This window comes from Allobosea eneae (assembly GCF_042657265.1).
Lineage (GTDB): Bacteria > Pseudomonadota > Alphaproteobacteria > Rhizobiales > Beijerinckiaceae > Allobosea > Allobosea eneae.
Map to the genome: position 1 here is coordinate 333697 of NZ_JBHSLW010000005.1, position 23395 is coordinate 357091.

Genomic DNA, 23395 nt, shown 5'->3' on the forward strand with positions numbered 1-23395 from the left:
GCCACAGCGCGGTCAATCTGACGAAAGCTCTAGCCGACCCGCCTTCCGGCATATCGGCCGACGCCGCCTTCGTATCGGACCCGGCGGGCGCTGGCCGGATCATCCTGATCCGCAAAGCACCCGATGCGCCGGGATGGACCCGTCAGCGCATCTCCTCCGGCGCCGTCACCCCAACGACCGCCAGACCGGAAGCAAGGACGCTGCGCACGGCATGCACGAACGCCAATCTTGCTGAGGTCGAGTTTCGATCAGTTTGATTAACGAACCGTAATTGCGGCGAGTCTTTGCCCTTGTTCCACAGCGAGTGGAAGGCGCTCGCCAGATCGTGCACGAAGAAGGCGACACGATGGGGCTCGTGCGACGAAGCCGCGGCGTCGATCATCCTGGGATATGCAGCGATCATCTTGACGATACCGATCTCCGACTCGTCGGTCAGCAAACCAAGATCCGACTGCGCCAGCGCCTGCGGCGAAAGGTCGAGATCCGGAAAAGCCTCGGCTGCCTGGCGGAAGATCGAGGTGCAGCGCGCATGCGCGTACTGGACGTAGAAGACCGGGTTGTCCTTCGACTGCTCGACCACCTTGGCGAGGTCGAAGTCGAGCGTCGCGTCGTTCTTGCGGAAGATCATCATGAAGCGCACCGCATCGCGGCCGACCTCGTCGATGACCTCGCGCAGCGTGACGAAGTCGCCGGAGCGCTTCGACATCCGGACCTGCTCGCCATTGCGCAGCAGGCGGACCAGCTGGCAGAGCTTGACGTCGAGCGCCCCCTCGCCGTTCGTCACCGCCTTCACTGCCGCCTGCATGCGCTTGACATAGCCGCCGTGGTCGGCGCCCCAGACGTCGATCATCTCGGCGAAGCCGCGGGTGAACTTCGAGCGGTGATAGGCGATGTCGTTGGCGAAATAGGTATAGCTGCCGTCCGACTTCAGCAGCGGCCGATCGACGTCGTCGCCGAACTTGGTGGCACGGAACAGGGTCTGCTCGCGGTCCTCCCAATCCTCGTCCTTCTGGCCCTTGGGCGGCGGCAGCCGGCCCTCATAGACCAGATCGCGCTCGCGCAGATCCTCGATGGTCTGGTGCACGGCGTTGGCATTGCCGTCCCGGCCCTGCAGCGAGCGCTCGGAGAAGAACAGGTCGTGGACGACGCCGAGCGCCGCGAGATCATCGCGGATCATCGCCATCATCCCGTCGATCGCCGCCTGGCGCACCAGCGGCAGCCAGTCCCATTCGGGCTTGTCGCGCAGCGAGGGGCCGTGGTCCTTCGCCAGCGTCTGCCCGACCGAGATCAGGTAGTCGCCAGGATAGAGCCCTTCCGGAATCGCGCCGATATCCTCGCCCAGCGCCTCGCGATAGCGCAGGAAGGCGGAGCGGGCGAGCACGTCGACCTGCGCCCCGGCATCGTTGATATAGTATTCGCGGGTGACGTCGTGCCCGGCGAAGGCGAGCAGGCTCGCCAGCGCATCGCCAAACACCGCGCCGCGGCCATGGCCGACATGCATCGGCCCGGTCGGATTGGCCGAGACATATTCGACATTGATCTTCGGGGAGGCCTTGGTCGTGCCACGGCCATGCTCCGTCCCGGCAAGTACCGCCGACTTCAGAACCTCAGTGAAAACAGCAGGTTGCAGCGTCAGGTTGATGAAGCCGGGACCGGCGATCTCGGCCTTGAGCACATCGCCGTCCTTGGCTAGCTCGGCCAAGATCAGCTCGGCCAGCGCGCGCGGCGCCATGCCGGCTTCCTTCGCCAGCACCATGGCGGCGTTGATGGCGAGGTCGCCATGCGCCGGATCCTTGGTCGGCTCGACCACGACGCGCGCCAGCGACAGCCCGGCGGGGATCGCGCCTCGCTCGGCGAGCCCTGCGAGGATGGCATGGAGACGAGTAGAGTGAATCTCGAACAGGTTCATCGTGGTCACATCTTCGCGCTGCACCGAGGGTGATCCCGCGTGTAAGCTGGGACCGCCTCAGCCCTCATCCTGAGGAGCGAGCCGGCTCGCGTCTCGAACGGTGCTCCAGATGGTTCCGGAGCATTCTGAAGCATCCTTCGAGACGCCGCGAGGCGGCTCCTCAGGATGAGGGCCAATCTGGTTTGTCCGTTTTGTACGGCCGCCCGGCCCTATCGCAGCGACGGGGTGGCGTCAAACAGGCGCCGATGCTCGTCGAGAGCGTACCAGTCGGTCATGCCGGCGATGTAGTCGGCGATTCGCCGCGCCCGCCTGGCTTCGTCCATGACATCGCAATCGGCCGCCCACTCCGCCGGCATCGCTTCGGGGTTTGCGCTGAACTTGGCGAACAGGTCGCGAACGACGTCGGCCGCCTCCTTGCGGATCACGCCGATCCGCGGATGGCGATACATGTTCGGGTAGAGGAAGTCCTTGATCGCCTGATCCGCGGCGACGATCACCGGCGAGAAGGCGACGACCGGCGCCCCGGCCCGCCTGATCACGTCGGCATCACCCGGGGCCGACGTTGCGATTCGCGCTTCGGATTCGGCGATCACATCCTCGACGAAACGGGTGATCACCCGGCGCACCAATTCATTCGTGGCGCGCGGCTTCTCAAGCCCCGGATGCAGATCCTCGATCTCGTCCAGCAACTCGCCGAGGAATGGCACGGCCCTGAGCTCGGAGAGCTCGAACAGCCCGGCCCGCAGGCCGTCGTCGATGTCATGGGCGTTGTAGGCGATGTCGTCGGCGAGCGCGGCGGCCTGCGCCTCGGCCGAGGCGTGGCTGTCGAGCCAAAGGTCCTGCTTCTGCTGATATTCGAGGATCGCGACCGGGATGCCGGCCTTGGCATAGCGCTCGGTCGGCCTGCCGTCGGCGCTGAGCAGCGGGCCGTTGTGCTTGACCAGTCCTTCCAGCGTCTCCCAGGTCAGGTTGAGCCCGTCGAAGCCGGCATAGCGCCGCTCCAGCCGCGTGACGATCCGCAGCGTCTGGGCGTTATGGTCGAAGCCGCCGAAGCCAGCCATGCAGTCGTCGAGCACATCCTCGCCGATATGGCCGAAGGGCGTGTGTCCGAGATCATGCGCCAGTGCCAGCGCCTCGGCCAGGTCCTCGTCGAGTCCGAGCGCCCGGGCAAGCGCGCGGGCGATCTGCGCCACTTCGATCGTATGGGTCAGGCGGGTGCGGAAATGGTCACCCTCATGCGAGACGAACACCTGGGTCTTGTGCTTCAGCCGGCGAAAGGCGGTCGAATGGATGATCCGGTCGCGATCGCGCTGGAACGGATTGCGCGTCGCCGAGCCAGGCTCCGCGACCAGCCGGCCACGGCTCGTCGCCGTCCGGCAGGCGTAAGGTGCGCGCCAGCGGTCGCCGGGCTCGCGGCCCGCGGCAGGGGCGGTAACGTGTGCATACGACATGGCAGCCCCGTGGGCGGAGCAGGATGCGAAACGTGGAAACCGGTGTTCGCCTAGATCCTGCTTCAACATTTAGAATGAGAGACGGATTCGGCTTTCAGTTGGAAGCGCCAGGCGCTTCCATTTGAAAGCATCCGGCTCTCGCGCGGCTTGAAGGCCCGCCATGTGGGCATTACCTTTGCAAACGAGGCAGGAGCAAGGATGTTCTGCGCATGACCATGGCGATCGAGGCCAATCCGCATACGATCTCGCTGACCGACAAGGCCGCGAGCCGCATCGTCGCGGTGATGGCGAACGAGGCCCCCGGCGCGATGCTGCGTGTCAGCGTCGCCGGTGGCGGCTGCTCGGGCTTCCAGTACGTCTTCGATATCGATCGGCAGAAGGCCCCCGACGACATCGTCATCGAGCGCGACGGCGCGACCGTCCTGATCGACGAGACCTCGCTCGAGCTGCTCGACGGCTCGACCATCGATTTCGTCGACGATCTCGTCGGCCAGTCCTTCAAGATCATCAATCCGAACGCAACCAGCTCCTGCGGCTGCGGCACGTCTTTCGCCCTCTGATTGTCAGCCCGGCAGCACGACCGGCTTGAAGGCACGCAGCAGGTCGGCATCGAGCTTGGCGCCCATCCCGATCAGCGTGGAATAGGCTTCCTGCGGCGTCATCGGCGCCTTGTACGGGCGTCGTTCGATCAGCGCGGCATAGATGTCGCAGATCGTGACCATCCGGACGACATCCGATATCTCATGCGCCTTCAGCCCCTGCGGATAGCCGGTACCGTCGAGATATTCGTGATGGCTGCGCGTGGCTTCGACCACCTCGCGGGCGAAGGCCGCCTCCCGCAGCAGCATCTCATAGCCCATCTGTGGGTGCTCGCGCATGATCGCAAGCTCCTCCGCCGTCAGCTTGCCGGCCTTGTGCAGGATCGCGAGCGGCACGCGCGCCTTGCCGATGTCGTGCAGGACGGCGGCGCCGGTGACGAGCTTGCGCGCCTCTTCGGGAAACCGGAGTTTCCGCGCGAAAGCCGCCGCGAGACCGGCGACCAGCAGACAATGCTGGTAGGTTGCATCGTCGTGGTTCCAGACCATTTCGAGCCAGGCGCCGAGATCGGGATCATCGGCAGCTCGATTGATCGCTTCGATGCTTCCCTCGATGGCTGCCATCGGCAATGCCCGACCTTCGGCGGCAGCCGAAAGCATCTCGGCCATGCCGGCGGATGCCGCGATGAAGTGCTGCTGGATCGGGCCATGTCCGAGAGGATCGAGAATGCGGCCGATCTCTTCGAGCAGGGTCTTCGCCGGAAGGCCGGCCGGCAGGACCGCGCTCGCACCGATCGCGTTCGCCTGGATCGTCAGGCGCGGAGACTGGTCGCGCAGCAGGCAAAGGACTGGCGTTCCTCTCAGCCGGCTGTCGGCGATCTGAGCGCGAACCGCCTCGACCGCCATCCGGTTCGAGAGATCGACATCGCTGACGAGCAGCCGCTTCGGCACCGACCCGCTTCGCGCAGGGCGATGCAGGTCGACGACGTCGCACGGTCCCCACAGCGACAGCAGTCGCTCCAGCTTCTGGCTCTCTTCCGGACGGTCGGTGATCAGCAGCACGGCAATCGGCATGTCCCCACAACGAAGACACCCTAGCGCCGGGTCCCTTTCAACCCGATAAAAGGGAATGGATCAAATTCGCCGTTTCCGTTCAGGAACGGCTGGTGTCACGAACTCCGGGCCCGGCGCCGCATCGCGCTCGCTCAGGCATCGTGCAGCAGCGGGTCGAGGTCCGCCTGGAAGAGGTCGAAGACCGATGGCCCCATGCTCATGGAGACTGACGTGAATAAACCCGCCCCACCCTGCGGCCGGTCGTGACCCGATGAAAAAGGCGCCCGAAGGCGCCCTTTCAAAGAAGGTTGTTCAGAAGCCAGCCTTAGTGCGAGCTCGGCGCTCCACCCTGCTCCATCCGGATCTCGGCCGCCATCAGTCCCTTCGGTCCCGGCCCATAGCGCACCAGCACGGTCTGCCCCGGGATCAGCTCGACGATGCCGTAGCGGCGCAGCGTCTCCATATGGACGAAGATGTCGGGTGCGCCCTCGCCCGCCGAGACGAAGCCGAAGCCGCGCAGGCGGTTGAACCACTTCACCACCATGCGCTCCAGCCCGCTGGTCGGCGTCACCGTCGCATTGGTGCGCGGCATCGGCATCTCGGCCGGGTGGCGCGCGGCGGAGGTGTCGATCGAGAGCACGCGGGTGGCCTGGCGACCCCGCGCCTTGGCAACCGCCTCGAGCACGATGCGCGCGCCCTCGGCGATGGCATGGAAGCCGTCGCGCTTGAGAGTGGTGACATGGACCAGGACATCGCTGCCGCCATCCTGTGGCACCACGAAGCCGTAGCCTTTGCTCACATCGAACCATTTGACGTGGCCGATGATCTCGACCACCTGCTCGGCAACCGTCTCAGGCCCGTCCAGACGCACGATCCGGTTGAGCGATTGCAGCGGGCCGACCGGTGGCCTGCCTCCGTCGCCGTATTCGTCGGACATGTCCCGCTCATCTCCGCCGCGAAACGTGATTCGTGACCTGACGATAGCACCCCGACGGAGTCGGGAAACAGCCGGCTCCGGCTCATCCACATCATCCGCATGCACAAAACGCGTTAAGGCCGATGAAAGCTGTGCCTTGTCGCTCCCGCGCATCAGGTCGATGATCGGCCGAACAGCGCTCGGGAGACCAGTCATGCGCATCGCCCGCATCGAGCCCTTCATCCTCCACATCCCAGTGACCGGCGGCTCGATCGCCGACTCGACCCATCGGATCAGCCATTGGGGCGTGGTCGGCACGAAGGTCGTCGCCGAGGACGGGCTGACCGGCTACGGCTTCACCGGCACCCATGCCGACCTCGCCTCCGACCGGCTGATCACCGCCTGCATCCGCGACTGCTACGCGCCGCTGCTCGTCGGCGAGGACGCGTCCGAGCATTCGCGGCTCTGGCTCAAGCTCGCCCGCCACCCGGCGCTGCAATGGGTCGGCCGTGCCGGCATCACCCAATTGGCGCTCGCCGCCGTCGACGTCGCGCTCTGGGATCTCAAGGCGAAGAAGGCGGGCGTGCCGCTTTGGCATCTGCTCGGGGGCGCCAGCAAATCGAAACTCGAAGCCTATAATACCGATATCGGCTGGCTCTCGATCCCGAAGGACGAGCTCGTCGAGGGCGCCCGCATGGCTGTCGAGCGCGACGGCTTCCACCGGATCAAGATCAAGGTCGGCCATGCCGACCCGATGACCGATATCGGGCGGCTGGAAGCGGTGCGCCGCGCCGTGGGCGACCATGTCACCATGGCGATCGACGGCAACGGCAAATGGGACCTGCCGACCTGCAAGCGCTTCTGCGCCCGCGCCGAGGGGCTCGACATCTTCTGGTTCGAGGAGCCGCTCTGGTACGACGACATCGGCTCGCATGCCGAGCTCGCCCGCTCGACCGCGATCCCGGTCGCGCTCGGCGAGCAGCTCTATACGCTCGATGCCTTCCGTGCCTTCGTGCAAGCCGGCGCGATCCACTATGTCCAGCCCGACGTCACGCGCCTCGGTGGCATCACCGAATACATCCAGGTGGCGGAGCTGGCGCTGGCCCATCGCCTGCCGGTCGCCCCCCATGCCGGCGAGATGAGCCAGGTCCATGTCCATCTCGCCTACTGGCACCCGGCGACGCCGGTGCTCGAATACATCCCCTGGATCAAGGACGCCTTCGCCGACCCTGCCGCTGTCGCCGATGGCTGCTTCCGCAGGCCGGAACAGCCCGGCGCGGGCACCACGCCGACGAGGGACGCCTTCGCCCGCTTTTCCAAACCATTGGCCTGAAGGACCCTGCCATGCTCGATTTCGCCACGCTTGCCCTGTTTACCGCCTCCTGCGCCGTGCTGACCGCGACGCCCGGCCCCGACATGCTGCTGATCGCCTCGCGCAGCATGGGCCAGGGCCGCGCCGCCGGCTTCACGACCTATGCCGGCATCGCCACCGGCAGCTATCTCCAGGCGCTCGCTGCCGCCTATGGCCTGTCGCAGCTCTTCCTGCTGGTTCCCGCCGCCTACGACGCCCTGCGCTGGGTCGGCGCCGCCTATCTCGCCTGGCTCGCCTGGAAGACCCTGCGCTCGCCCGCAACGCTCTTCGCGCCGACGGCCGACGCTGCCCGTTTCCCGCTGCGCCAGATCTTCTTGCAGGGCCTGCTGACCAATCTGCTCAACCCGAAGATGGCGCTGTTCATGCTGGCGCTGCTGCCGCAGTTCCTGAAGCCGGAGGCCGGCTCGCTGCTGCTGCAGGTCGTGGTGCTGGCCTCGATCCTCAACATCATGGGACTGATCGCGAACGGCATCGTCATCATGATGGCGAGCCGTCTCGGCCGCGCCATCGCGAGCCGCCCGCATCTGGCGCTCTGGCCGCAGCGTATCCTCGGCGCCGTCTTCGCGGGGCTGGCTGTGCGTCTCGCCTTCGCCTCGCGCGATTAGTTGATCACCCACCTTCGAACACGACCTTTCCAGTCATGGTCGGGCTTGTTGTCCCGACCATCCATGTCTTCGCCGATAGAGGGCAGTGTTCAAGACGTGGATGCTCGCCACAAGGGCGAGCATGACGAGCTGGAATGGTGTCGTGTTCATGGGTTCCAGGCTCGCTGCTCCGCAGCGCCCCGGGAAGACGGCCGAGCCTGATCAATTCGCTAGTCGCGCCAAGGCCGGGCCGATCTCGCTGCGCACGACGAGATCGGCGATCGGATCGAGATCGGTCGGCTCGCGATTGAGGATGACGAGCTTGGCGCCATTGCGCTTGGCGATCACCGGGAAGGTCGCGGCCGGGAAGACGACGAGCGAGGAACCCGCGACCAGGTAGAGGTCGGCCGACATCGTCAGCTCATGCGCCCGCAGCATCGGCTGCTGCGGCATCTGCTGGCCGAAGGAGATCGTCGCCGTCTTCACGATCCCAGCGCACATCGTGCAGGCGGCCGGCTCGCCACGCGCCTCGAACGCCTCGCGGATCGCCGACAGCTCATGCCGCCAGCCACAGGTCAGGCAGGTGGCGTAGGTGCCATTGCCGTGCAGCTCGATCACCGCGTCCTCAGCCAAGCCGGAGGCCTGATGCAGGCCATCGATGTTCTGGGTGATCACGCCGGGCGAGCGCCCTTCCGCCACCAAGGTCGCCAGCGCCCGGTGGCCGCGGTTGGGCCTGGCGTCGCGATAATGGTCGTCCATCGCGAATTTGCGCCGCCAGGCCTCGATCCGCGCCTCGCGGCTGGCGAGGAAGGCCTCGAACGGGATCGGCTTGTTGCGCATCCAGGGCGAACCGGGCGAACGGAAATCCGGCACGCCCGATTCGGTCGAGATGCCCGCCCCGGTGAACGGCACGATCACCCGGGCGCGGTCGAGCATGGCGTGCAGTTCCTCGATCGCATCTTGCGTCGCGTCGTCCATTCCATCAGCCTCGCTCTGGTCTGGCTCGAATATGGCGGTCGACGGGCTCGGGTCCAAGCCTGCTGCGAGTTCGGCCATGCGAAGAAGAGGATGGCGGGCGAGAGCCCTCCCCCCTTGTGGGGGAGGGTTGGGAGGGGGGTATCGCACCCGCAGTCCTACGGGAGCCAAGCGCGGCCTTTGTCGAGGCTGACTACTCCCCTTTCTAGCTCTCCCCCACAAGGGCGGAGAGAACAGGTTGTGCAAGCCGTTGACGCCGAAAGAAACGCGCCGCAAAGCTCGCTCCATGCCTGCGCCCTCTTCCGCCCCGCTCAATCCCGATCTGATCGACACCGCGACCCCGCCGATCCCCGAGGCCAAGGCCTGGGCCCGCGGCTATGCCGGCGGCCGTGGCCCGCTGATCGACCTGTCGCAGGCCGTGCCCGGCTCGCCGCCGCCCGCGGCCCTGCTCGAGCGCCTCGCCGAGGCCGCAGCCGCGCCCGAGAGCACGCGCTACGGCCCGATCGCCGGCGACGACATCCTGCGCGAGGCCTATGCCGCCGAGAGCAGCACCTTTTATGGCGGTACGATCCGGCCGCAGGAGATCGCGATCACCGCCGGATGCAACCAGGCCTATGTAACCGTGATGATGGCGCTCGCTCGCGCCGGCGACAATGTACTGCTGCCGACACCCTGGTATTTCAATCACGAGATGACGCTGAACATGCTCGGCGTCGAGCCGCGCCCGCTGCCCTGCGATCCGCAAGCCGGCTTCGTCCCGGATGCCGGGGTCGCCGAGGCGCTGATCGACGAGCGCACCCGCGCCATCGTGCTGGTCACGCCGAACAATCCGACCGGCGCGGTCTATCCGCCCGCGACCATCGCCGCTTTCGCCGAACTCTGCCGCAAGCGCAAGATCTGGCTGGTGCTCGACGAGACCTATCGCGACTTCCTGCCGGAAGGCGCCGACCGCCCACATGAACTTTTCGCCGCAAGCGACTGGCAGGATTCGCTGATCGGCCTCTACAGCTTCTCCAAGGCCTATGCCGTGCCCGGCTGGCGGCTCGGCGCGATCACCGCCGGCGAGACCGCCTTGACCCAGATCGGCAAGGTGCTCGACTGCGTCCAGATCAGCCCGGTCCGTGCCGGCCAGAGCGCCGTTGCCTGGGGCATCGACGGCATCCGCGCCTGGCGTGAGGCCAATCGCGCCGAGATGAACTTGCGCGCCGCACTGTTCCGCCAGACGATCGCGCCGCTGAACGGCTGGACCGTGCTCGCCGCCGGCGCCTATTTCGCCTATGTCGCCCACCCCTTCGACGGCGTGCCGGCTGCCGAGGTCGTCCGCCGGCTGGTGCAGGAGCGCGGCGTGCTGGCCCTGCCCGGCCCCTATTTCGGTCCCGGCCAGGAGCAGCATCTGCGCATCGCGATCGCCAATGTCGCGGCCGAGCGCATCGCAGACCTGACGGCGCGGCTGCAGGGCTTCCACGTCGGCTCCTGAAGCGGCACCCTTCCCGCGTCAGCGCAGCAGCGCGGCGTAGCGCTCGCGATAGGCATAGACCAGGAGCCCGCCCGTCACGATCAGGATGATCGCGACCGGAATGCCCGCCGGGTTGATGGCGAAGTGGAACAGCACGATCACCGCCATCACCGGCGCGATCAGCGCGAGCCCGAAGGCCGGCACGACGTTGAACAGCAGGCTCAGGCCGCCGGCGAGGTTCACCGCCTTGAGAAAGGGCCAGAAGAATCCTGAGTTCTGCAGCGCCGCCTCGAAGGCGAGTCCACGCTCTGAGGTCGGCGGGTGGATCAGGTGAGTGCCGGTGGCGAGCCACCAGAAACCGTCGGCCGCGCTGACGAGGAAAAGCAGGCCGAGCACGGTGCGCGGCAGGGCGACCATCAGAAAGTTGCGCATAGTCCGTTTCGTGTCCGTTGGAGCGCCGGACGAGAGCCGGCGCGCCTGCATTGCGACCGCCTGAGCGGGTTTTGCCCCTCGCGTGCTTGTGACATGCATGCTGCCGCTAAGAATGCTCTGCACGTCGCAGCGGCATTGCGCCGCGACGGAACGGGTGACGATGACGATCGCATTGACGAGGCGGGCCTTGCTGCGGCTCGCCGGGACCACCTCGTTCGCCATGGCGGCAGCCGCGGCGGCGCGGGCAGAAGGGCCTGCGCCTGTCGGCGCGGGCTCTGCACCGGGCCTTGCCGGGAGCACGCCGATCCGCTGCGGCGCGATCGGCCTGCGCGTGCGCGATCTCGACCGGATGAGCCGCTACTACCAGTCCGTGCTCGGCTTTAGCGCGATCTCGGCCAGCGCCGATGGCGTCATCCTCGGTGCCGGCGGCGTGCCGCTAGTCTGGCTGGAGCCGCGGCCGCAGGCTGCTTTCGAGCCGCGCAATGCCGCCGGCCTGTTCCATACCGCCTTCCTGATGCCGTCGCGGCACGATCTCGCCCGCTGGCTCGTCCATGTCGCGCGCAACCAGACGCCGCTCACCGGCTTCGCCGACCACAGCGTCAGCGAAGCCGTCTATCTCGACGATCCCGAGGGCAACGGCATCGAGGTCTATGCCGACCGCGACCCGCGGCTCTGGCGCTGGGAGGGCGAGCGTGTCGTCATGGGCACGCACCGGCTCGACGTCGACGGGATTCTGAGCCTCACCGACACCAGCCGCAGCGACTATCGCGAGGCCCCGGCCGGGCTGCGCATCGGCCACATGCATCTGCGCGTCGGCGACATCGCGCAGTCGGAGAGCTTCTATCGCGACGCGATCGGCCTCGATTCGACCTCGCGTCGCGACACGGCGAGCTTCCTCTCCTCAGGCCGCTATCATCACCATGTCGCGCTGAACACCTGGAACAGCGCCGGCGCGGGCCAGCGCGACCGGGCGCTCACCGGCCTCGACTGGTTCTCGCTGGAGGTCGCCGATCCAGCTCTGCTGGCGACACAGCGCAAACGCATGGCGAAAGCCGGCTATGCGCCGACGACCGTGGCACGCGGCTTCGAGAGCACCGATCCCTGGGGAACGCGGGTCAGACTAGTCGGGGCCTGAGCCGCGCGCAACGCACGGCCACTTCAGATGCCCACGCCACCCGACACGCTGATCACCTCGCCGGTGATGTAGCCCGCATTCGGACCTGCCAGGAAGCCGACCGTACCGGCCACTTCCTCGGGCGTGGCGATACGGCGGATCGGATGCATGTCGAGGAAGGCAGCGGGCGCATTCGTGCTGCCCAGCGCGTCGACCATCATGTCGGTCGGCATCGCACCGGGCTGGACCACGTTGGCGGTGATGCCGCGTCCACCCAGATCGCGGGCCACCCCTTTTGCATATCCGATGAGCGCGGCCTTGGTTCCCGCATAATCGGCCACCCCAGGCATAAGGGCGTGCGTGCCGAGACGTGAACCGATGAAGACGATCCGACCGCCATCCGACAGCACGGGCGCGGCCGCGCGCGTCAGGGCCACCGGGCCCATCACGTTGATCTGCCATTGCCGATCGAGATTGAGGGTGTCGAGATCAGTAGCATCGACCGGCTTGCCCTGCACGGCGATGGCCGCGTTGTTGACGAGGATGTCAAGCTTGCCGAACTGCGCGACGACCTTGTCGACCAGCGGCTTGGCCGCGGCGATGTCGGCCTGGTCGCTCTGGATCGCGAGCGCCCGTACGCCCTTCGCCCTGAGCTTTTCGGCGACGGCCTGCGCCTTCTCGGCGGAGGCGACATAGCTGATCGCCACGTCCGCGCCCTGCTCGGCCAGCGCCTCGGCGATGACGGCACCGAGTCCGCGCGAGCCGCCGGTCACGAGGGCGACCTTGCCCTGCAATGTCTTCGACATGGGAAACCTCTCAAGATAGATGTGCCGCGCCAGCCCTTGGCGAGCAGCAGTTTCGTTATAGTAACGATCGTTACTATAACGATTGGTATGAAATGTGGACAAGGCCTGTCAAGCGGTTTAATAATGTTCGTTATGAAAAGCGGGCCAATCTGATGGGGCGCCATCGAGAGTTCGACGTCGAGAAGGCGCTCGACGCGGCGCTTTGCGTCTTCTGGCGCAAAGGCTACGAGGGCGCGTCCTATGCCGACCTGACGCAGGCGACCGGCGTAGAGAGACCAGCGCTCTACTCGGCATTCGGCAACAAGGAGGCGCTCTTCCGTCAGGCCCTTGATCGCTACTACGAGCGCTACCTCGACTATCTCCCGGTCGCTCTCCAGCTCCCGACAGCGAGGGCGGTGACGGCGCACCTGTTCTCCAACGCGATAGCCCTCAACACGCGCTATCCGGACCATACCGGATGCCTCGGCATCAACGGCGTCTTGGCTGGATCTGACGAGGCCGAACCCATACGGCAGATGCTCATCGACGCTCGCGCCGCTGCAGGCTTGCAGCTTCGTGAGCGCTTCGAGCGGGCAAAGGCCGAGGGCGACCTGCCGGAGACGGCAAAGCCCGAAGCGCTGGCTGCTTTCGTGATGGCGGTGCTGCACGGCATGGCCGTGCAGGCGAAGGCCGGTTTCAGCCGCGAGATGCTGGAAGCCGTCGCCGAGCAGGCGCTGTCGACCTGGCCTGTCGGCCCGTCGGGCTCCTAGGCAGATTCAGCCGAGAACTGGCGGCGCAAGGTGCCCGCGCCCTTGCCTCACATCGTCGCGCCGATCTGCCAGGGCACGAACTCGGCGTCGCCATAGCCGAACTGCTCGGACTTCGAGCGCTCACCCGAGGCCACCTTGAGCAGCGTCTCGAAGATCTCGCGGCCCTTCTCCTCCAGGCTGACGCCGTCGAGCACGTCGCCGCAATTGATGTCCATGTCGTCGATCATCTTCTCGTAAATCGGCGTGTTGGTGGCGAGCTTGACCGAGGGCGTCGGCTTGCAGCCATAGGCCGAGCCGCGGCCGGTGGTGAAGGCAAGGATGTTGGCGCCGCCAGCGACCTGGCCGGTCGCAGCGACCGGGTCGTAGCCGGGCGTGTCCATGTAGACGAAGCCCTTGTCTCGCACCGGCTCGGCATAGTGGTAGACGGCCGACAGCGTCTTGGTGCCGCCCTTGGCGGCCGCGCCGAGCGACTTCTCCAGGATGGTGGTGAGCCCGCCCGCCTTGTTGCCCGGCGAGGGATTGTTGTTCATGTCCATCCGGGCGCGGGCCGTATAGTCCTCCCACCACTTGATGATGCCGACGAGCTTCTCGCCGACCTCGCGGGTGGCGGCGCGGCGGGTGAGCAGGTGCTCGGCGCCGTAGATCTCCGGCGTCTCGGAGAGGATCGCCGTGCCGCCATGCTCGACCAGGATGTCGACGGCGGCGCCCAGCGCCGGATTGGCGGTGATGCCGGAATAGCCATCCGAGCCGCCGCATTGCAGGGCGAGCATCAGTTCGGAGGCCGGCACCGTCTCGCGCGACACGCGGTTGGCGATCGGCAGCATCGTCTTCAGCGCCTCGACACCGGCCGCGACTGATTTCTTGGTGCCGCCGGTCTCCTGGATCGTCATGGTGCGGAAGATGTCGCTCTCCTCGACGCCATAGGCCTCCTTCATCCGCTTGATCTGGAAGCCCTCGCAGCCGAGGCCGACGACCAGCACCGCCGCCATGTTGGGGTTGCAGGCATAGCCCCAGGTGGTGCGCTTCAGCACCTCGAAGCTCTCGCCGTTGTAGTCGATGCCGCAGCCGGTGCCGTGCGTCAGCGCGATCACGCCGTCGACATTGGGATAGTCGGTGAGGATGCCGGAGCGCTTGACCTCCTCGGCCATGAAGCGAGCGGCCGAGGCCGAGCAGTTCACCGAGGTCAGGATGCCGACATAATTGCGCGTGCCGGCGCGCCCGTCCTTGCGGCGGAAGCCCTGGAAGGTCGCCTGCTGCTCGACCGGCAGGATCAGCTCCTGCTTCGCCTCTGCGGCATAGGCATAGTCGCGCTCGAAGGCGTGGAAGCCGGTATTGTGCTCGTGCACCCATTCGCCCGGCGGGATGTCGAGCGTTGCGAAGCCGATGATCTGGCCGAACTTGCGGATCGGCTCGTCCTTGGCGATCCGGGTCAGCGCGATCTTGTGACCGCGCGGGATGCGCTTCAGCGCGGTGACCCCGGCTGCGCTGACACCGACGTCGATCGGATCGACGGCGACCGCGACGTTGTCGGCGGCATTGAGCTTGAGCGTGCGCGGCGGAACGACTTTGTCGAGCATGATGATACCTTGGGATCGGCGGCTCCCCCGCCTCCGCCAACCATTGCGCCGATTGCGGCCATTTTTCAATCGGTTGAAACTAGGAGCGGACTTGCAGCCGGCGCCGGGCGCATTCGCCGTCCTTCCGGGGCGCCGCGCAGCGGCGAGCCCGGAACCCATGAACACGACACGTCCCGTCATTGCGAGGAGCGTCGGCGACGCAGCTATCCAAGAGGACGTAGAGCACGGCGCTCTGGATTGCTTCGCGTACGCTCGCAATGACGGAGTGAACATCGGCGCCGTCATATTCATGGGTTCCGGGCTCAGGCCCGTCGGCCTGCCCCGGAATGACGGCGCGGCATCAACCCAGCCGCAGCTCCCGCACGACCTGCTCGACGATCGCCTCCTTGCTCGCCTCGACCTGGACGACGAGCGGGTTCTCGTCGGCGCCGGGCTCCTCCAGCGTCGCGAACTGGCTGTCCAGCAGAGCCGGCGGCATGAAATGGTGCTGGCGCGCCGCCATGCGCTGGCCGATCAGCTCGCGCGAGCCCTTGAGATAGACCAGCGCGACATCCGGCCGCGTCCCGACGATCACCTCGCGATACGCCTTCTTCAAGGCCGAGCAGGTGACGATGCCGTTGCCGCCGCTGCTGCGCAATTCGTCGATCCAGGCCGCAATCGCCGCCAGCCAAGGCTTGCGGTCCTCGTCGGTCAGCGGAATGCCTGAGGACATCTTCGCGACGTTGGCAGGAGGATGGAACGAGTCGGCGTCGCGGAAAGGCCAGCCGAGCTTCTCGGCCAGACGCTCGCCGAGCGAAGTCTTGCCCGAGCTCGCCACGCCCATCACCACAACGACTGAAGGCCTGGAACGCGAGCCCTCATCCTGAGGAGCAGCCGCAGGCTGCGTCTCGAAGGATGCTTTAGAGGGCGCTGGACCATCCTTCGAGACGGCCGCTGGCGCGGCCTCCTCAGGATGAGGGCTGTGGGGATAGCCGACTTTACCGGTGGTCATGCTCGCTCAGCCCTGCTTCTTCGGCTCGACATGGCCGCCGAAGCCGGCGCGCATGGCGGAGAGGATTTTTTCGGCGAAGGTATGGTCCTTGCGCGAGCGGAAGCGGGTGTAGAGCGAGGAGGTCAGTACCTCGGCCGGCGTCGCCGTCTCGATCGCCGCCTGCACCGTCCAGCGCCCCTCGCCCGAATCCGAGACATGGCCGGAATAGGCGCCGAGTTCCTCGTCGGCCGCCAGCGCCTCGGCGGTCAGGTCGAGCAGCCAGGAGGTCACGACCGAGCCGCGCCGCCAGACCTCGGCGATCTCGGCGACGTCGAAGTCGAAGCCGTATTCCTCCGGCAGGCCGTCCTTGGCCGAGGCGTTGCGCAGGAGGTCGAAGCCCTCGGCAAAGGCCTGCATCATCCCGTATTCGATGCCGTTATGGATCATCTTGACGAAATGGCCGGCGCCCGCCGGGCCGCAATGCAGATAGCCCTGCTCGGCGGTCGGGTTGCGGCCGTCGCGATGTTTGGTCGGCTCGATCCCGCCCTTGCCCGGCGCCAGCGCCTGGAAGATCGGCTCCAGCCGGTCGAAGGTCGCCTTGTCGCCGCCGATCATCAGGCAATAGCCGCGATCGAGCCCGTGCACGCCGCCGGAGGTGCCGATGTCCAGATAATGCAGGCCTTTGGCCTCGAGCTCGCGCCCGCGCCGGACATCGTCCTTCCAGAAGGCGTTGCCGCCGTCGATCAGCGTATCGCCGGGGCTCATCATCGCAGCGAGGTCGGCGAGCGTCCTTTCGGTGATCTCGCCGGCCGGCAGCATGATCCAGATCGCGCGCGGCGCCTCGAGCTTCGCCACCATCTCCCTGAGATCGCCGACATTGACGGCGCCGTCCTTGGCCAGCGCCTCGCCCGGCTTCGGGTCGCGGTCATAGACCACGCAATTGTGCCCGGCGCGGTGCAGCCGCCGGACGATATTGGCCCCCATGCGGCCGAGGCCGACCACTCCAAGCTGCATCGCGAACGCTCCTGCTGCCGGCAGAGAGCCGGCTTTGGCGATGCTAAATGCCCCGATGAAGGCCAGCCGGCAAGCGTTGGCCGGCCGGCACGCTGGCTGCATCCTGTTGTCCGGGCACTCTGGCGGCCGGGCGAAAGCTTGCTTAAACGCGGCTGACGCTTCTTTTTCATGAGTGGCGAATATCCACAGCGAAGGCAGGCAAAGGGAGCGTCATGGCGGCTGAAGGCTTCTCTCAGGATCTGGTTCAGGCCGTCGGGCTTCTGGGAGCGGGCGTCATCGCGGTGCCGATCTTCCGCAAGCTCAAGCTCGGCTCGGTGCTCGGCTATTTCGCCGGAGGCCTCGTCATCGGGCCCTCCGGCATCGGCCTGTTTTCCAACCCTGAGAGCGTGCTCCATGTCGCCGAATTCGGCGTCGTCATGTTCCTGTTCATCATCGGGCTGGAGATGCAGCCGTCGCGGCTCTGGAACCTGCGTCGCGAGATCTTCGGCCTCGGCGTCGCCCAGGTCGGGCTGTGCGGCGCGCTGCTGACCGGCGTCGGCATCCTCGCCGGCCTGCCTCCGGCCGCCGCCTTCATCGCCGGTATGGGCTTCGTACTCTCCTCGACCGCGGTCGTGATGCAGATGCTGAACGAGCGCGGCGAAGCCTCGACACCGCAGGGCCAGCAGGCGGTCTCGATCCTGCTGCTCGAAGACCTCGCCATCGTGCCGCTGCTCGCCGTCGTCGCCGTGCTGGCGCCGGCCAAGACGGCGGAGAGCAGCGGGATCATCCCGCTCTTGATCGGCGCCGGCTCGCTCGTCGGCCTCGTCATCGCCGGCAAATACCTGCTCAACCCGATGTTCCGGCTGCTCGCCAATGCGCAGGCCCGCGAGGTCATGGCCGGCGCGGCGCTGCTCGTCGTGCTCGGTTCGGCGCTGGCGATGCAGCTCGGCGGCCTCTCCATGGCGATGGGCGCCTTCCTCGCCGGCGTGCTCCTGTCGGAATCGACCTTCCGCCACCAGCTCGAGGCCGATATCGAGCCGTTCCGCGGCCTCTTGCTCGGCATGTTCTTCCTGGCGGTCGGCATGTCGCTCGACCTCAAGCTGATCGCCCGGGAATGGCAGATCGTGGCGCTGGGCGTCGCCGCCTTCATGCTGGTCAAGGCGACCGGCATCTTCATCGTCGCCAAACTGTTCAAGACCCGCACGCGCAATGCGATCACCCGGGTCGCGCTGTTCTCGCAGGGCGGCGAATTCGCCTTCGTGCTCTACAGCGCCGCTGCGGCTGCCGGCATCTTCGATGCGCGTATCAACGCCATCGCCAGCGCCATCGTGATCCTGTCGATGGCGCTGACGCCGCTGGTCGTGCTCGCCATCGACGGCTTCATGCCGCCTGAGCAGGAATCGCTGGATGGCGTCGAGCACGCTGAGGGCCTCAAGGGTCGCATCCTCGTCGTCGGCTTCGGACGTTTCGGCCAGGTCGCGAGCCAGACGCTGCTCGCCCGCGGCTGCAGCATCTCGTTGATCGAGACCGACGTCGAGATGATCCAGGCCGCCGCGACCTTCGGCTTCAAGGTCTACTATGGCGACGGCACCCGCGCCGACATCCTCCACGCCTCGGGCGCCCATCAGGCCGAGGCGATCCTGGTCTGCGTCGAGAAGCGCGAGACGGCCAATGCGATCGTGCGGGTGGCGCAGGCCGAATTCCCGCATGCCAAGCTGTTCGTGCGCGCCTTCGATCGGGGCCATGCGATGGATCTGATCCGCGCCGGTGTCGACTACCAGATTCGCGAGACCTTCGAATCCGCCATGGTCTTCGGCGGCGAGGTGCTGCGTGCGCTCGGCGTGCCGGAGGAGGAAGCCGCGGAGATCGTCGAGGATGTCAGCCGCCGCGACGCCGAGCGCCTCGACCTCCAGGTCGCCAGCGACATCCATGCCGGCCAGGACCTGATCCATTACGGCAACCAGCCGACCCCGACCCCGCTCACCAAACCTAAGGCGGCAGGCACGGTCATCGGCGATCTGCCGGATGCGGCCGGCGCCAGACCATAAGGCCAGCGCCGAGCTCTGTCAGGGAAACATCAGCGGCAGCGGCTCGGCCTGCCAGACGGCTTCGAGCGTGAGCAGCCTGAGGGCGGTAGGGCCAAGCCCGTCGCCGATTGCCTCGACGACGAAGCGCTCCGCCTCGGCCTGCCTCGGGAAGGCGACCGCCAGGATGACGCCATCGCCAAGATCCCTATCGCGGGCGACGAAGTTCAGCTTCGCCCGCCCGTTGAGCCCGAGTCGGCCGACCCGCGCGAGCAGGGCGTCGCGCAGATCCTCGCGCCCCGCCGCGACCTCACAGAGGACGAGTGCCTCCATGGCGCTCAACCATTGCGGAAGGTGTAGCTGTAGCCATTGATCGCCGGCACGCCGCCGAGATGGGCGTAGAGCACTTTCGATCCCGCCGGGAAGAAGCCCTTTTTCACGAGGTCGATCATGCCCTGCATCGATTTCCCCTCATAGACGGGGTCGGTCATCATGCCTTCGAGCCGGGCCGACAGGCGGATCGCCTCGATCGTCTCCTGCGAGGGCACGCCGTAGACCGGATAGGCGTAGTCCTCGTTCAGCACGATATCGTCGGCTGTGATCTCTTTGCCGCCGACGAGTTCGGAGGTCTTCTGCGCGATGTCGAGCACCTGCGCCCTGGTCTGCGCCGGCGTGAACGAGGCGTCGATGCCGATGACGTTGCGCTGGCGTCCGTCCTTGGCGAAGCCGACGACCATGCCGGCATGGGTCGAGCCGGTGACCGTGCAGACGACGATATAGTCGAACTTGAAGCCGAGTTCCTCCTCCTGCGCCCTCACCTCCTCGGCGAAGCCGACATAGCCGAGCCCGCCGAACTTGTGCACGGACGCGCCCGCCGGGATCGCATAGGGCTTGCCGCCCTTGGCCTTCACATCCTCCAGCGCCTTTTCCCAGCTCGCCCTGATGCCGATGTCGAAGCCCTCGTCGACCAGCTCGACATGGGCGCCCATCACCCGCGACAGCAGGATGTTGCCAACCCGGTCATAGACCGCGTCCTCATGCGGCACCCAGCTCTCCTGCACGAGCCGGCACTTCATGCCGATCTTGGCGGCGGTCGCGGCGACCATGCGGGTGTGGTTCGACTGCACGCCGCCGATCGAGACCAGCGTGTCGGCGCCGGATGCGATCGCATCCGGGACGATGTATTCGAGCTTGCGCAGCTTGTTGCCGCCGAAGGCGAGGCCGGAATTGCAATCCTCGCGCTTGGCATAGAGCTCGACGGCGCCGCCGAGATGGGCGGAAAGCCGCGAGAGCTTCTCGATCGGCGACGGCCCGAAGGTCAGGGGATAGCGTTCGAACTTGGCGAGCATGGTGGGTTTCCCTTCTGAAATGGCCCGCAAACGCTAGCAAAACGGCCTTGAAAGGTGCTCCCGAACTTGGCTCCTGATTTTCTCTCAGCTTTCGTCAAACCTGCAATCTGCTAGCCTATGGTGACATTGATGGCAGCCAAAACGGAAGAATCATTCATGGAGGCAGAACTCGACCGGACCGACCTCAGAATCCTGCGATTGCTGCAGGCAGACGGGCGCATGGGCAATGCCGAGATCGCCAAGCGGGTGAACACCAGCGCCGCCACCTGCCATCGCCGCATCCAGCGCCTGTTCGCCGAGGGCTACGTCACCGGCGTGCGCGCGCAGATCGATCCGCACAAGGTCGAGAAGGGCACGCTCGCTATCGTCGGCGTGGTGCTCGACCGTTCGACCCCGGAGAGCTTCGGCCTGTTCGAAGAGGCGGTGAAGGCACTGCCGGCCGTGCTCGACTGCCACATCGTCGCCGGCGATTTCGACTATTTCCTCAAGATCCGCGTGCGCGACCTCGCCGACTTCAACAAGCTGCATGCGAAGACGCTGCTGGCGCTGCCGGGCGTGCGCCAGACCCGCACCTTCTTCGTGATGAAGGAGGTCATCGACAACGCGCCGCTGGAGTTCTGAGACGGGCGCGCAGCTCCTCGAAAAAATTTTCGCCGAGCGCATTGACTTGGAGTGCGCTCGAACTCGTAGCTTCCCGGGCGTCGTGATGAGAAGGCGGCCATGAAGATCGGTGAACTCGCCAGGCGATCGGGATTGTCGGCCCATACGATCCGCTATTACGAGCGGATCGGGCTGCTGCCCTATGCCGACAGGGACCGGTCACGCCAGCGCGACTACGACGCCTCGATCCTGACCTGGATCGATTTCCTCAGCCGGCTCAAGACCACCGGCATGCCGATCCGCGAGATGCTGCGCTATGCGGCGCTGCGCGAAGCTGGTTCCGGTACGGAAACCGATCGTCGTAGTCTGCTGGAATGGCACCGCGACCAGGTTCGCGCTCGCGTCGCCGAACTCCAAGCCTGCCTTCTCGTCCTCGACACCAAGATCGCCGGCTATGCCGACATCGAGAAGAGGATCGAAGACCATGACGCACATCAACGCACACGCCGAAACCAGCAGGCTGGAGCGCGGCAGGCGGGCTCTCGCTGAAATCGATGGCGAGGCCGGCCACAGGGTGATTGCGGCGCTCGCCGACATCGCCCCCGATTTCGCCAACTACGTGTTCGAGTTCCCGTTCGGAGACATCTATTCGCGTCCGGGCCTCGACCTGCGTTCCCGCGAGATCGCGACGATCGCGGCACTGGCCGCGCTGGGCAACGCCCAGCCGCAGCTCAAGGTGCATATCGAGGCCGGGCTGAACGTCGGACTGTCGCGCCGGGAGATCACGGAGGTCATGATCCAGATGGCTGTCTATGCCGGCTTCCCGGCAGCCCTCAACGGGCTGTTCGCGGCGAAGGAGGTCTTCGCCGCGCGCGACCTCGCTGCTTGAGCCGAGGCTGAATCGGACCCGCTGACTCCTGATCAGCGGGTCAGGTCTCCGTCATGCTCGCCCTTGTGGCGAGCATCCACGTCTTGAACACAGCCCTGCGCGAAAGAAGACGTGGATGGTCGGGACAAGCCCGACCATGACGGAATGCGATTCCGCGTCAACGCCTTGGGCGCTAGACCTGAATCAACCGCTGCACCTGGTTACCATCCAGCTCCGCCATCGGCCCGGCTAGCACGACTTCGCCGCGATCCATCACGAACATCGTGTCGGCGAGGTCGCGGGCGAAGTCGAAATACTGCTCGACCAGCACGATCGCCATGCCGCCCTTGCTCCGCAGATAGTCGATGGCGCGGCCGATATCCTTGATGATCGAGGGCTGGATGCCCTCGGTCGGCTCGTCCAGCACCAGCAGCCTGGGTCGGGTGACCAGCGCCCGCGCGATCGCGAGCTGCTGCTGCTGGCCACCCGAGAGGTCTCCGCCGCGCCGGCCCAGCATGGACTGCAGCACGGGGAATAGGTCGAACAGTTCGTTCGGGATGAAGCGCTCCTTGCGGGGCAAGGGTGCAAAGCCGGTTTCGAGGTTCTCCTTCACCGTCAGCAGCGGGAAGACCTCGCGGCCCTGCGGCACATAGGCGATGCCGGCGCGGGCCCTGTCCTCGCTGCGCAGCGCCGAGATATCCTCGCCATCGAGGCGGATATGCCCGCCAGAGATCGGCTGGTGGCCGACGATGGCGCGCATCAGCGAGGTCTTGCCGACGCCGTTGCGGCCCATCACGCAGGTGACCTTGCCGATCTCGGCGCTGACCGAAACACGCCTGAGTGCCTGCGCCGCGCCGTAATGGAGATCGATGGCATCCACAGTCAGCATGATTAGCGCCCCAGATAGACTTCGACCACGCGCTCATTGGCGCTGACCTGATCGAGGGGGCCCTCGGCCAGCACCGAGCCCTCATGGAGGACCGTGACCTTCACGCCGAGCTCGCGGATGAAGCCCATGTCGTGCTCGACCACGATGACGGAATGGTCCTTCGCGATCTCCTTGAGCAGCACCGCCGTCTGCGCCGTCTCGCCATCGGTCATACCGGCGGCCGGCTCGTCGACGAGCAGGAGCTTGGGGTCCTGCGCCAGCAGCATGCCGATCTCGAGCCACTGCTTTTGGCCGTGCGAGAGCGAGCCGGCGAGCCTGTCGCGCTTGTCGGCGAGCTTGATGATGCCGAGGATCTCGTCGATCCGCTTCTGCTGCGGCTCTTCCGTTTGCCAGAACAGCGTCTTCAGCACCGTGCGCTTCGATTTCAGCGCCAAGAGGATGTTGTCCTCGATCGTGTGGAAGTCGAACACGGTCGGCTTCTGGAACTTGCGGCCGATGCCGAGATTGGCGATCGCCGCCTCGTCGAGCCGGGTCAGGTCGACCGAGCCGCCGAACATCACCGTGCCCTCGTCGGGCCGGGTCTTGCCGGTGATGATGTCCATCATGGTGGTCTTGCCGGCACCGTTCGGGCCGATGATGGCGCGCATCTCGCCGGGTTCGATCGTCAGCGACAGGCCGCGGATCGCCTTGAAGCCGTCGAAGGCGACGCTGACGCCGTCGAGATAGAGCAGCGAGGACGTCAGGGCGCCGGGGGTGGGAGCGTTCATATCGG

At 66.4% G+C, this 23395-nt stretch carries 24 protein-coding genes; 10 read left to right on the plus strand and 14 right to left on the minus strand.

Annotated features, from left to right (window positions below):
- Window positions 1–142: 142 nt before the first annotated feature.
- Window positions 143–1909, minus strand: coding sequence for an arginine--tRNA ligase (gene argS / locus ACFPOB_RS02955; RefSeq protein WP_377796048.1), 1767 nt, complete (start codon window positions 1907–1909; stop codon window positions 143–145).
- 209 nt (window positions 1910–2118) lie between these two features.
- Window positions 2119–3360: a deoxyguanosinetriphosphate triphosphohydrolase gene (locus tag ACFPOB_RS02960; RefSeq protein ID WP_377795779.1), complete on the minus strand. Its 1242-nt coding sequence runs from the start codon at window positions 3358–3360 to the stop codon at window positions 2119–2121.
- Between the two features lie 209 nt (window positions 3361–3569).
- Here ACFPOB_RS02960 and erpA point away from each other — a divergent pair, with 209 nt between their 5' ends.
- Window positions 3570–3920: an iron-sulfur cluster insertion protein ErpA gene (erpA, locus tag ACFPOB_RS02965; protein ID WP_244543523.1), complete on the plus strand. Its 351-nt coding sequence runs from the start codon at window positions 3570–3572 to the stop codon at window positions 3918–3920.
- A 3-nt stretch (window positions 3921–3923) separates the two neighbouring features.
- Here the strand turns inward: erpA and ACFPOB_RS02970 are convergent, their stop codons facing one another.
- Both ACFPOB_RS02970 and ACFPOB_RS02975 read right to left on the minus strand, forming a co-directional pair.
- Window positions 3924–4970, minus strand: coding sequence for an HD-GYP domain-containing protein (locus ACFPOB_RS02970; RefSeq protein WP_377795782.1), 1047 nt, complete (start codon window positions 4968–4970; stop codon window positions 3924–3926).
- Window positions 4971–5274: 304 nt separating this feature from the next.
- Window positions 5275–5886 carry a cold-shock protein gene (locus tag ACFPOB_RS02975; protein WP_377795783.1) on the minus strand — a complete coding sequence of 204 codons (612 nt, stop codon included), beginning with the start codon at window positions 5884–5886 and terminating at the stop codon, window positions 5275–5277.
- 193 nt (window positions 5887–6079) lie between these two features.
- Here ACFPOB_RS02975 and ACFPOB_RS02980 point away from each other — a divergent pair, with 193 nt between their 5' ends.
- Together ACFPOB_RS02980 and ACFPOB_RS02985 are read left to right on the plus strand one after the other, a co-directional pair.
- On the plus strand, window positions 6080–7198 hold the full coding sequence (locus ACFPOB_RS02980) for a mandelate racemase/muconate lactonizing enzyme family protein (protein ID WP_377795784.1): 1119 nt from the start codon (window positions 6080–6082) through the stop codon (window positions 7196–7198).
- An 11-nt stretch (window positions 7199–7209) separates the two neighbouring features.
- The gene (locus ACFPOB_RS02985; protein WP_377795786.1) at window positions 7210–7842 is read left to right on the plus strand and encodes a LysE family translocator; all 633 of its coding nucleotides are present in this window, start codon (window positions 7210–7212) and stop codon (window positions 7840–7842) included.
- A gap of 201 nt (window positions 7843–8043) precedes the next feature.
- Here ACFPOB_RS02985 and ACFPOB_RS02990 read toward each other — a convergent pair whose 3' ends face one another.
- Window positions 8044–8799, minus strand: coding sequence for an SIR2 family NAD-dependent protein deacylase (locus ACFPOB_RS02990; RefSeq protein ID WP_377795788.1), 756 nt, complete (start codon window positions 8797–8799; stop codon window positions 8044–8046).
- Window positions 8800–9082: 283 nt separating this feature from the next.
- Between ACFPOB_RS02990 and ACFPOB_RS02995 the strand changes: the two genes are divergently transcribed.
- Window positions 9083–10273, plus strand: coding sequence for an aminotransferase (locus tag ACFPOB_RS02995; RefSeq protein ID WP_377795790.1), 1191 nt, complete (start codon window positions 9083–9085; stop codon window positions 10271–10273).
- Window positions 10274–10291: 18 nt separating this feature from the next.
- Here ACFPOB_RS02995 and ACFPOB_RS03000 read toward each other — a convergent pair whose 3' ends face one another.
- A complete protein-coding gene (locus ACFPOB_RS03000) occupies window positions 10292–10684 on the minus strand; it encodes a hypothetical protein (protein ID WP_377795792.1) in 393 nt (130 codons plus the stop codon).
- A 160-nt stretch (window positions 10685–10844) separates the two neighbouring features.
- Here ACFPOB_RS03000 and ACFPOB_RS03005 point away from each other — a divergent pair, with 160 nt between their 5' ends.
- A complete protein-coding gene (locus ACFPOB_RS03005; protein WP_377795793.1) occupies window positions 10845–11819 on the plus strand; it encodes a VOC family protein in 975 nt (324 codons plus the stop codon).
- Window positions 11820–11842: 23 nt separating this feature from the next.
- Here ACFPOB_RS03005 and ACFPOB_RS03010 read toward each other — a convergent pair whose 3' ends face one another.
- Entirely contained in the window at window positions 11843–12604 is a 762-nt protein-coding gene (locus tag ACFPOB_RS03010) for an SDR family NAD(P)-dependent oxidoreductase (RefSeq protein WP_377795795.1), read from the minus strand.
- Between the two features lie 152 nt (window positions 12605–12756).
- Here ACFPOB_RS03010 and ACFPOB_RS03015 point away from each other — a divergent pair, with 152 nt between their 5' ends.
- Window positions 12757–13353, plus strand: coding sequence for a TetR/AcrR family transcriptional regulator (locus ACFPOB_RS03015; RefSeq protein ID WP_377795797.1), 597 nt, complete (start codon window positions 12757–12759; stop codon window positions 13351–13353).
- Between the two features lie 47 nt (window positions 13354–13400).
- On the opposite strand, the gene ACFPOB_RS03020 is transcribed toward ACFPOB_RS03015, so the two are convergent.
- The 3 genes from ACFPOB_RS03020 to gnd all read right to left on the minus strand — a co-directional run bounded on the left by ACFPOB_RS03020 (window position 13401) and on the right by gnd (window position 16914).
- Window positions 13401–14930 carry a UxaA family hydrolase gene (locus ACFPOB_RS03020; protein ID WP_377795798.1) on the minus strand — a complete coding sequence of 510 codons (1530 nt, stop codon included), beginning with the start codon at window positions 14928–14930 and terminating at the stop codon, window positions 13401–13403.
- 340 nt (window positions 14931–15270) lie between these two features.
- Window positions 15271–15753 carry a gluconokinase gene (locus ACFPOB_RS03025; RefSeq protein WP_377796050.1) on the minus strand — a complete coding sequence of 161 codons (483 nt, stop codon included), beginning with the start codon at window positions 15751–15753 and terminating at the stop codon, window positions 15271–15273.
- A gap of 174 nt (window positions 15754–15927) precedes the next feature.
- Window positions 15928–16914, minus strand: coding sequence for a phosphogluconate dehydrogenase (NAD(+)-dependent, decarboxylating) (gene gnd / locus ACFPOB_RS03030; RefSeq protein WP_377795799.1), 987 nt, complete (start codon window positions 16912–16914; stop codon window positions 15928–15930).
- 212 nt (window positions 16915–17126) lie between these two features.
- Between gnd and ACFPOB_RS03035 the strand changes: the two genes are divergently transcribed.
- Window positions 17127–18941 carry a monovalent cation:proton antiporter-2 (CPA2) family protein gene (locus ACFPOB_RS03035; RefSeq protein WP_377795800.1) on the plus strand — a complete coding sequence of 605 codons (1815 nt, stop codon included), beginning with the start codon at window positions 17127–17129 and terminating at the stop codon, window positions 18939–18941.
- Between the two features lie 18 nt (window positions 18942–18959).
- Here the strand turns inward: ACFPOB_RS03035 and ACFPOB_RS03040 are convergent, their stop codons facing one another.
- On the minus strand, window positions 18960–19250 hold the full coding sequence (locus ACFPOB_RS03040; RefSeq protein ID WP_377795802.1) for a hypothetical protein: 291 nt from the start codon (window positions 19248–19250) through the stop codon (window positions 18960–18962).
- A gap of 5 nt (window positions 19251–19255) precedes the next feature.
- A complete protein-coding gene (locus ACFPOB_RS03045; protein ID WP_377795803.1) occupies window positions 19256–20266 on the minus strand; it encodes a 1-aminocyclopropane-1-carboxylate deaminase in 1011 nt (336 codons plus the stop codon).
- A gap of 156 nt (window positions 20267–20422) precedes the next feature.
- Between ACFPOB_RS03045 and ACFPOB_RS03050 the strand changes: the two genes are divergently transcribed.
- The 3 genes from ACFPOB_RS03050 (at window position 20423) to ACFPOB_RS03060 (ending at window position 21755) form a co-directional block, all read left to right on the plus strand.
- Window positions 20423–20887 carry an Lrp/AsnC family transcriptional regulator gene (locus tag ACFPOB_RS03050; RefSeq protein WP_377795805.1) on the plus strand — a complete coding sequence of 155 codons (465 nt, stop codon included), beginning with the start codon at window positions 20423–20425 and terminating at the stop codon, window positions 20885–20887.
- A gap of 99 nt (window positions 20888–20986) precedes the next feature.
- Complete coding sequence (locus ACFPOB_RS03055) at window positions 20987–21415, plus strand: MerR family transcriptional regulator (protein WP_377795807.1); 429 nt, start codon at window positions 20987–20989, stop codon at window positions 21413–21415.
- Window positions 21351–21755 carry a carboxymuconolactone decarboxylase family protein gene (locus tag ACFPOB_RS03060; RefSeq protein ID WP_377795808.1) on the plus strand — a complete coding sequence of 135 codons (405 nt, stop codon included), beginning with the start codon at window positions 21351–21353 and terminating at the stop codon, window positions 21753–21755. Before ACFPOB_RS03055 ends, ACFPOB_RS03060 begins: the two co-directional genes overlap by 65 nt.
- Window positions 21756–21927: 172 nt before the next feature.
- Here the strand turns inward: ACFPOB_RS03060 and urtE are convergent, their stop codons facing one another.
- Both urtE and urtD read right to left on the minus strand, forming a co-directional pair.
- A complete protein-coding gene (gene urtE, locus ACFPOB_RS03065; RefSeq protein ID WP_377795810.1) occupies window positions 21928–22623 on the minus strand; it encodes an urea ABC transporter ATP-binding subunit UrtE in 696 nt (231 codons plus the stop codon).
- Window positions 22624–22625: 2 nt separating this feature from the next.
- The gene (gene urtD, locus ACFPOB_RS03070; RefSeq protein WP_377795812.1) at window positions 22626–23390 is read right to left on the minus strand and encodes an urea ABC transporter ATP-binding protein UrtD; all 765 of its coding nucleotides are present in this window, start codon (window positions 23388–23390) and stop codon (window positions 22626–22628) included.
- Window positions 23391–23395 lie beyond the last annotated feature (5 nt).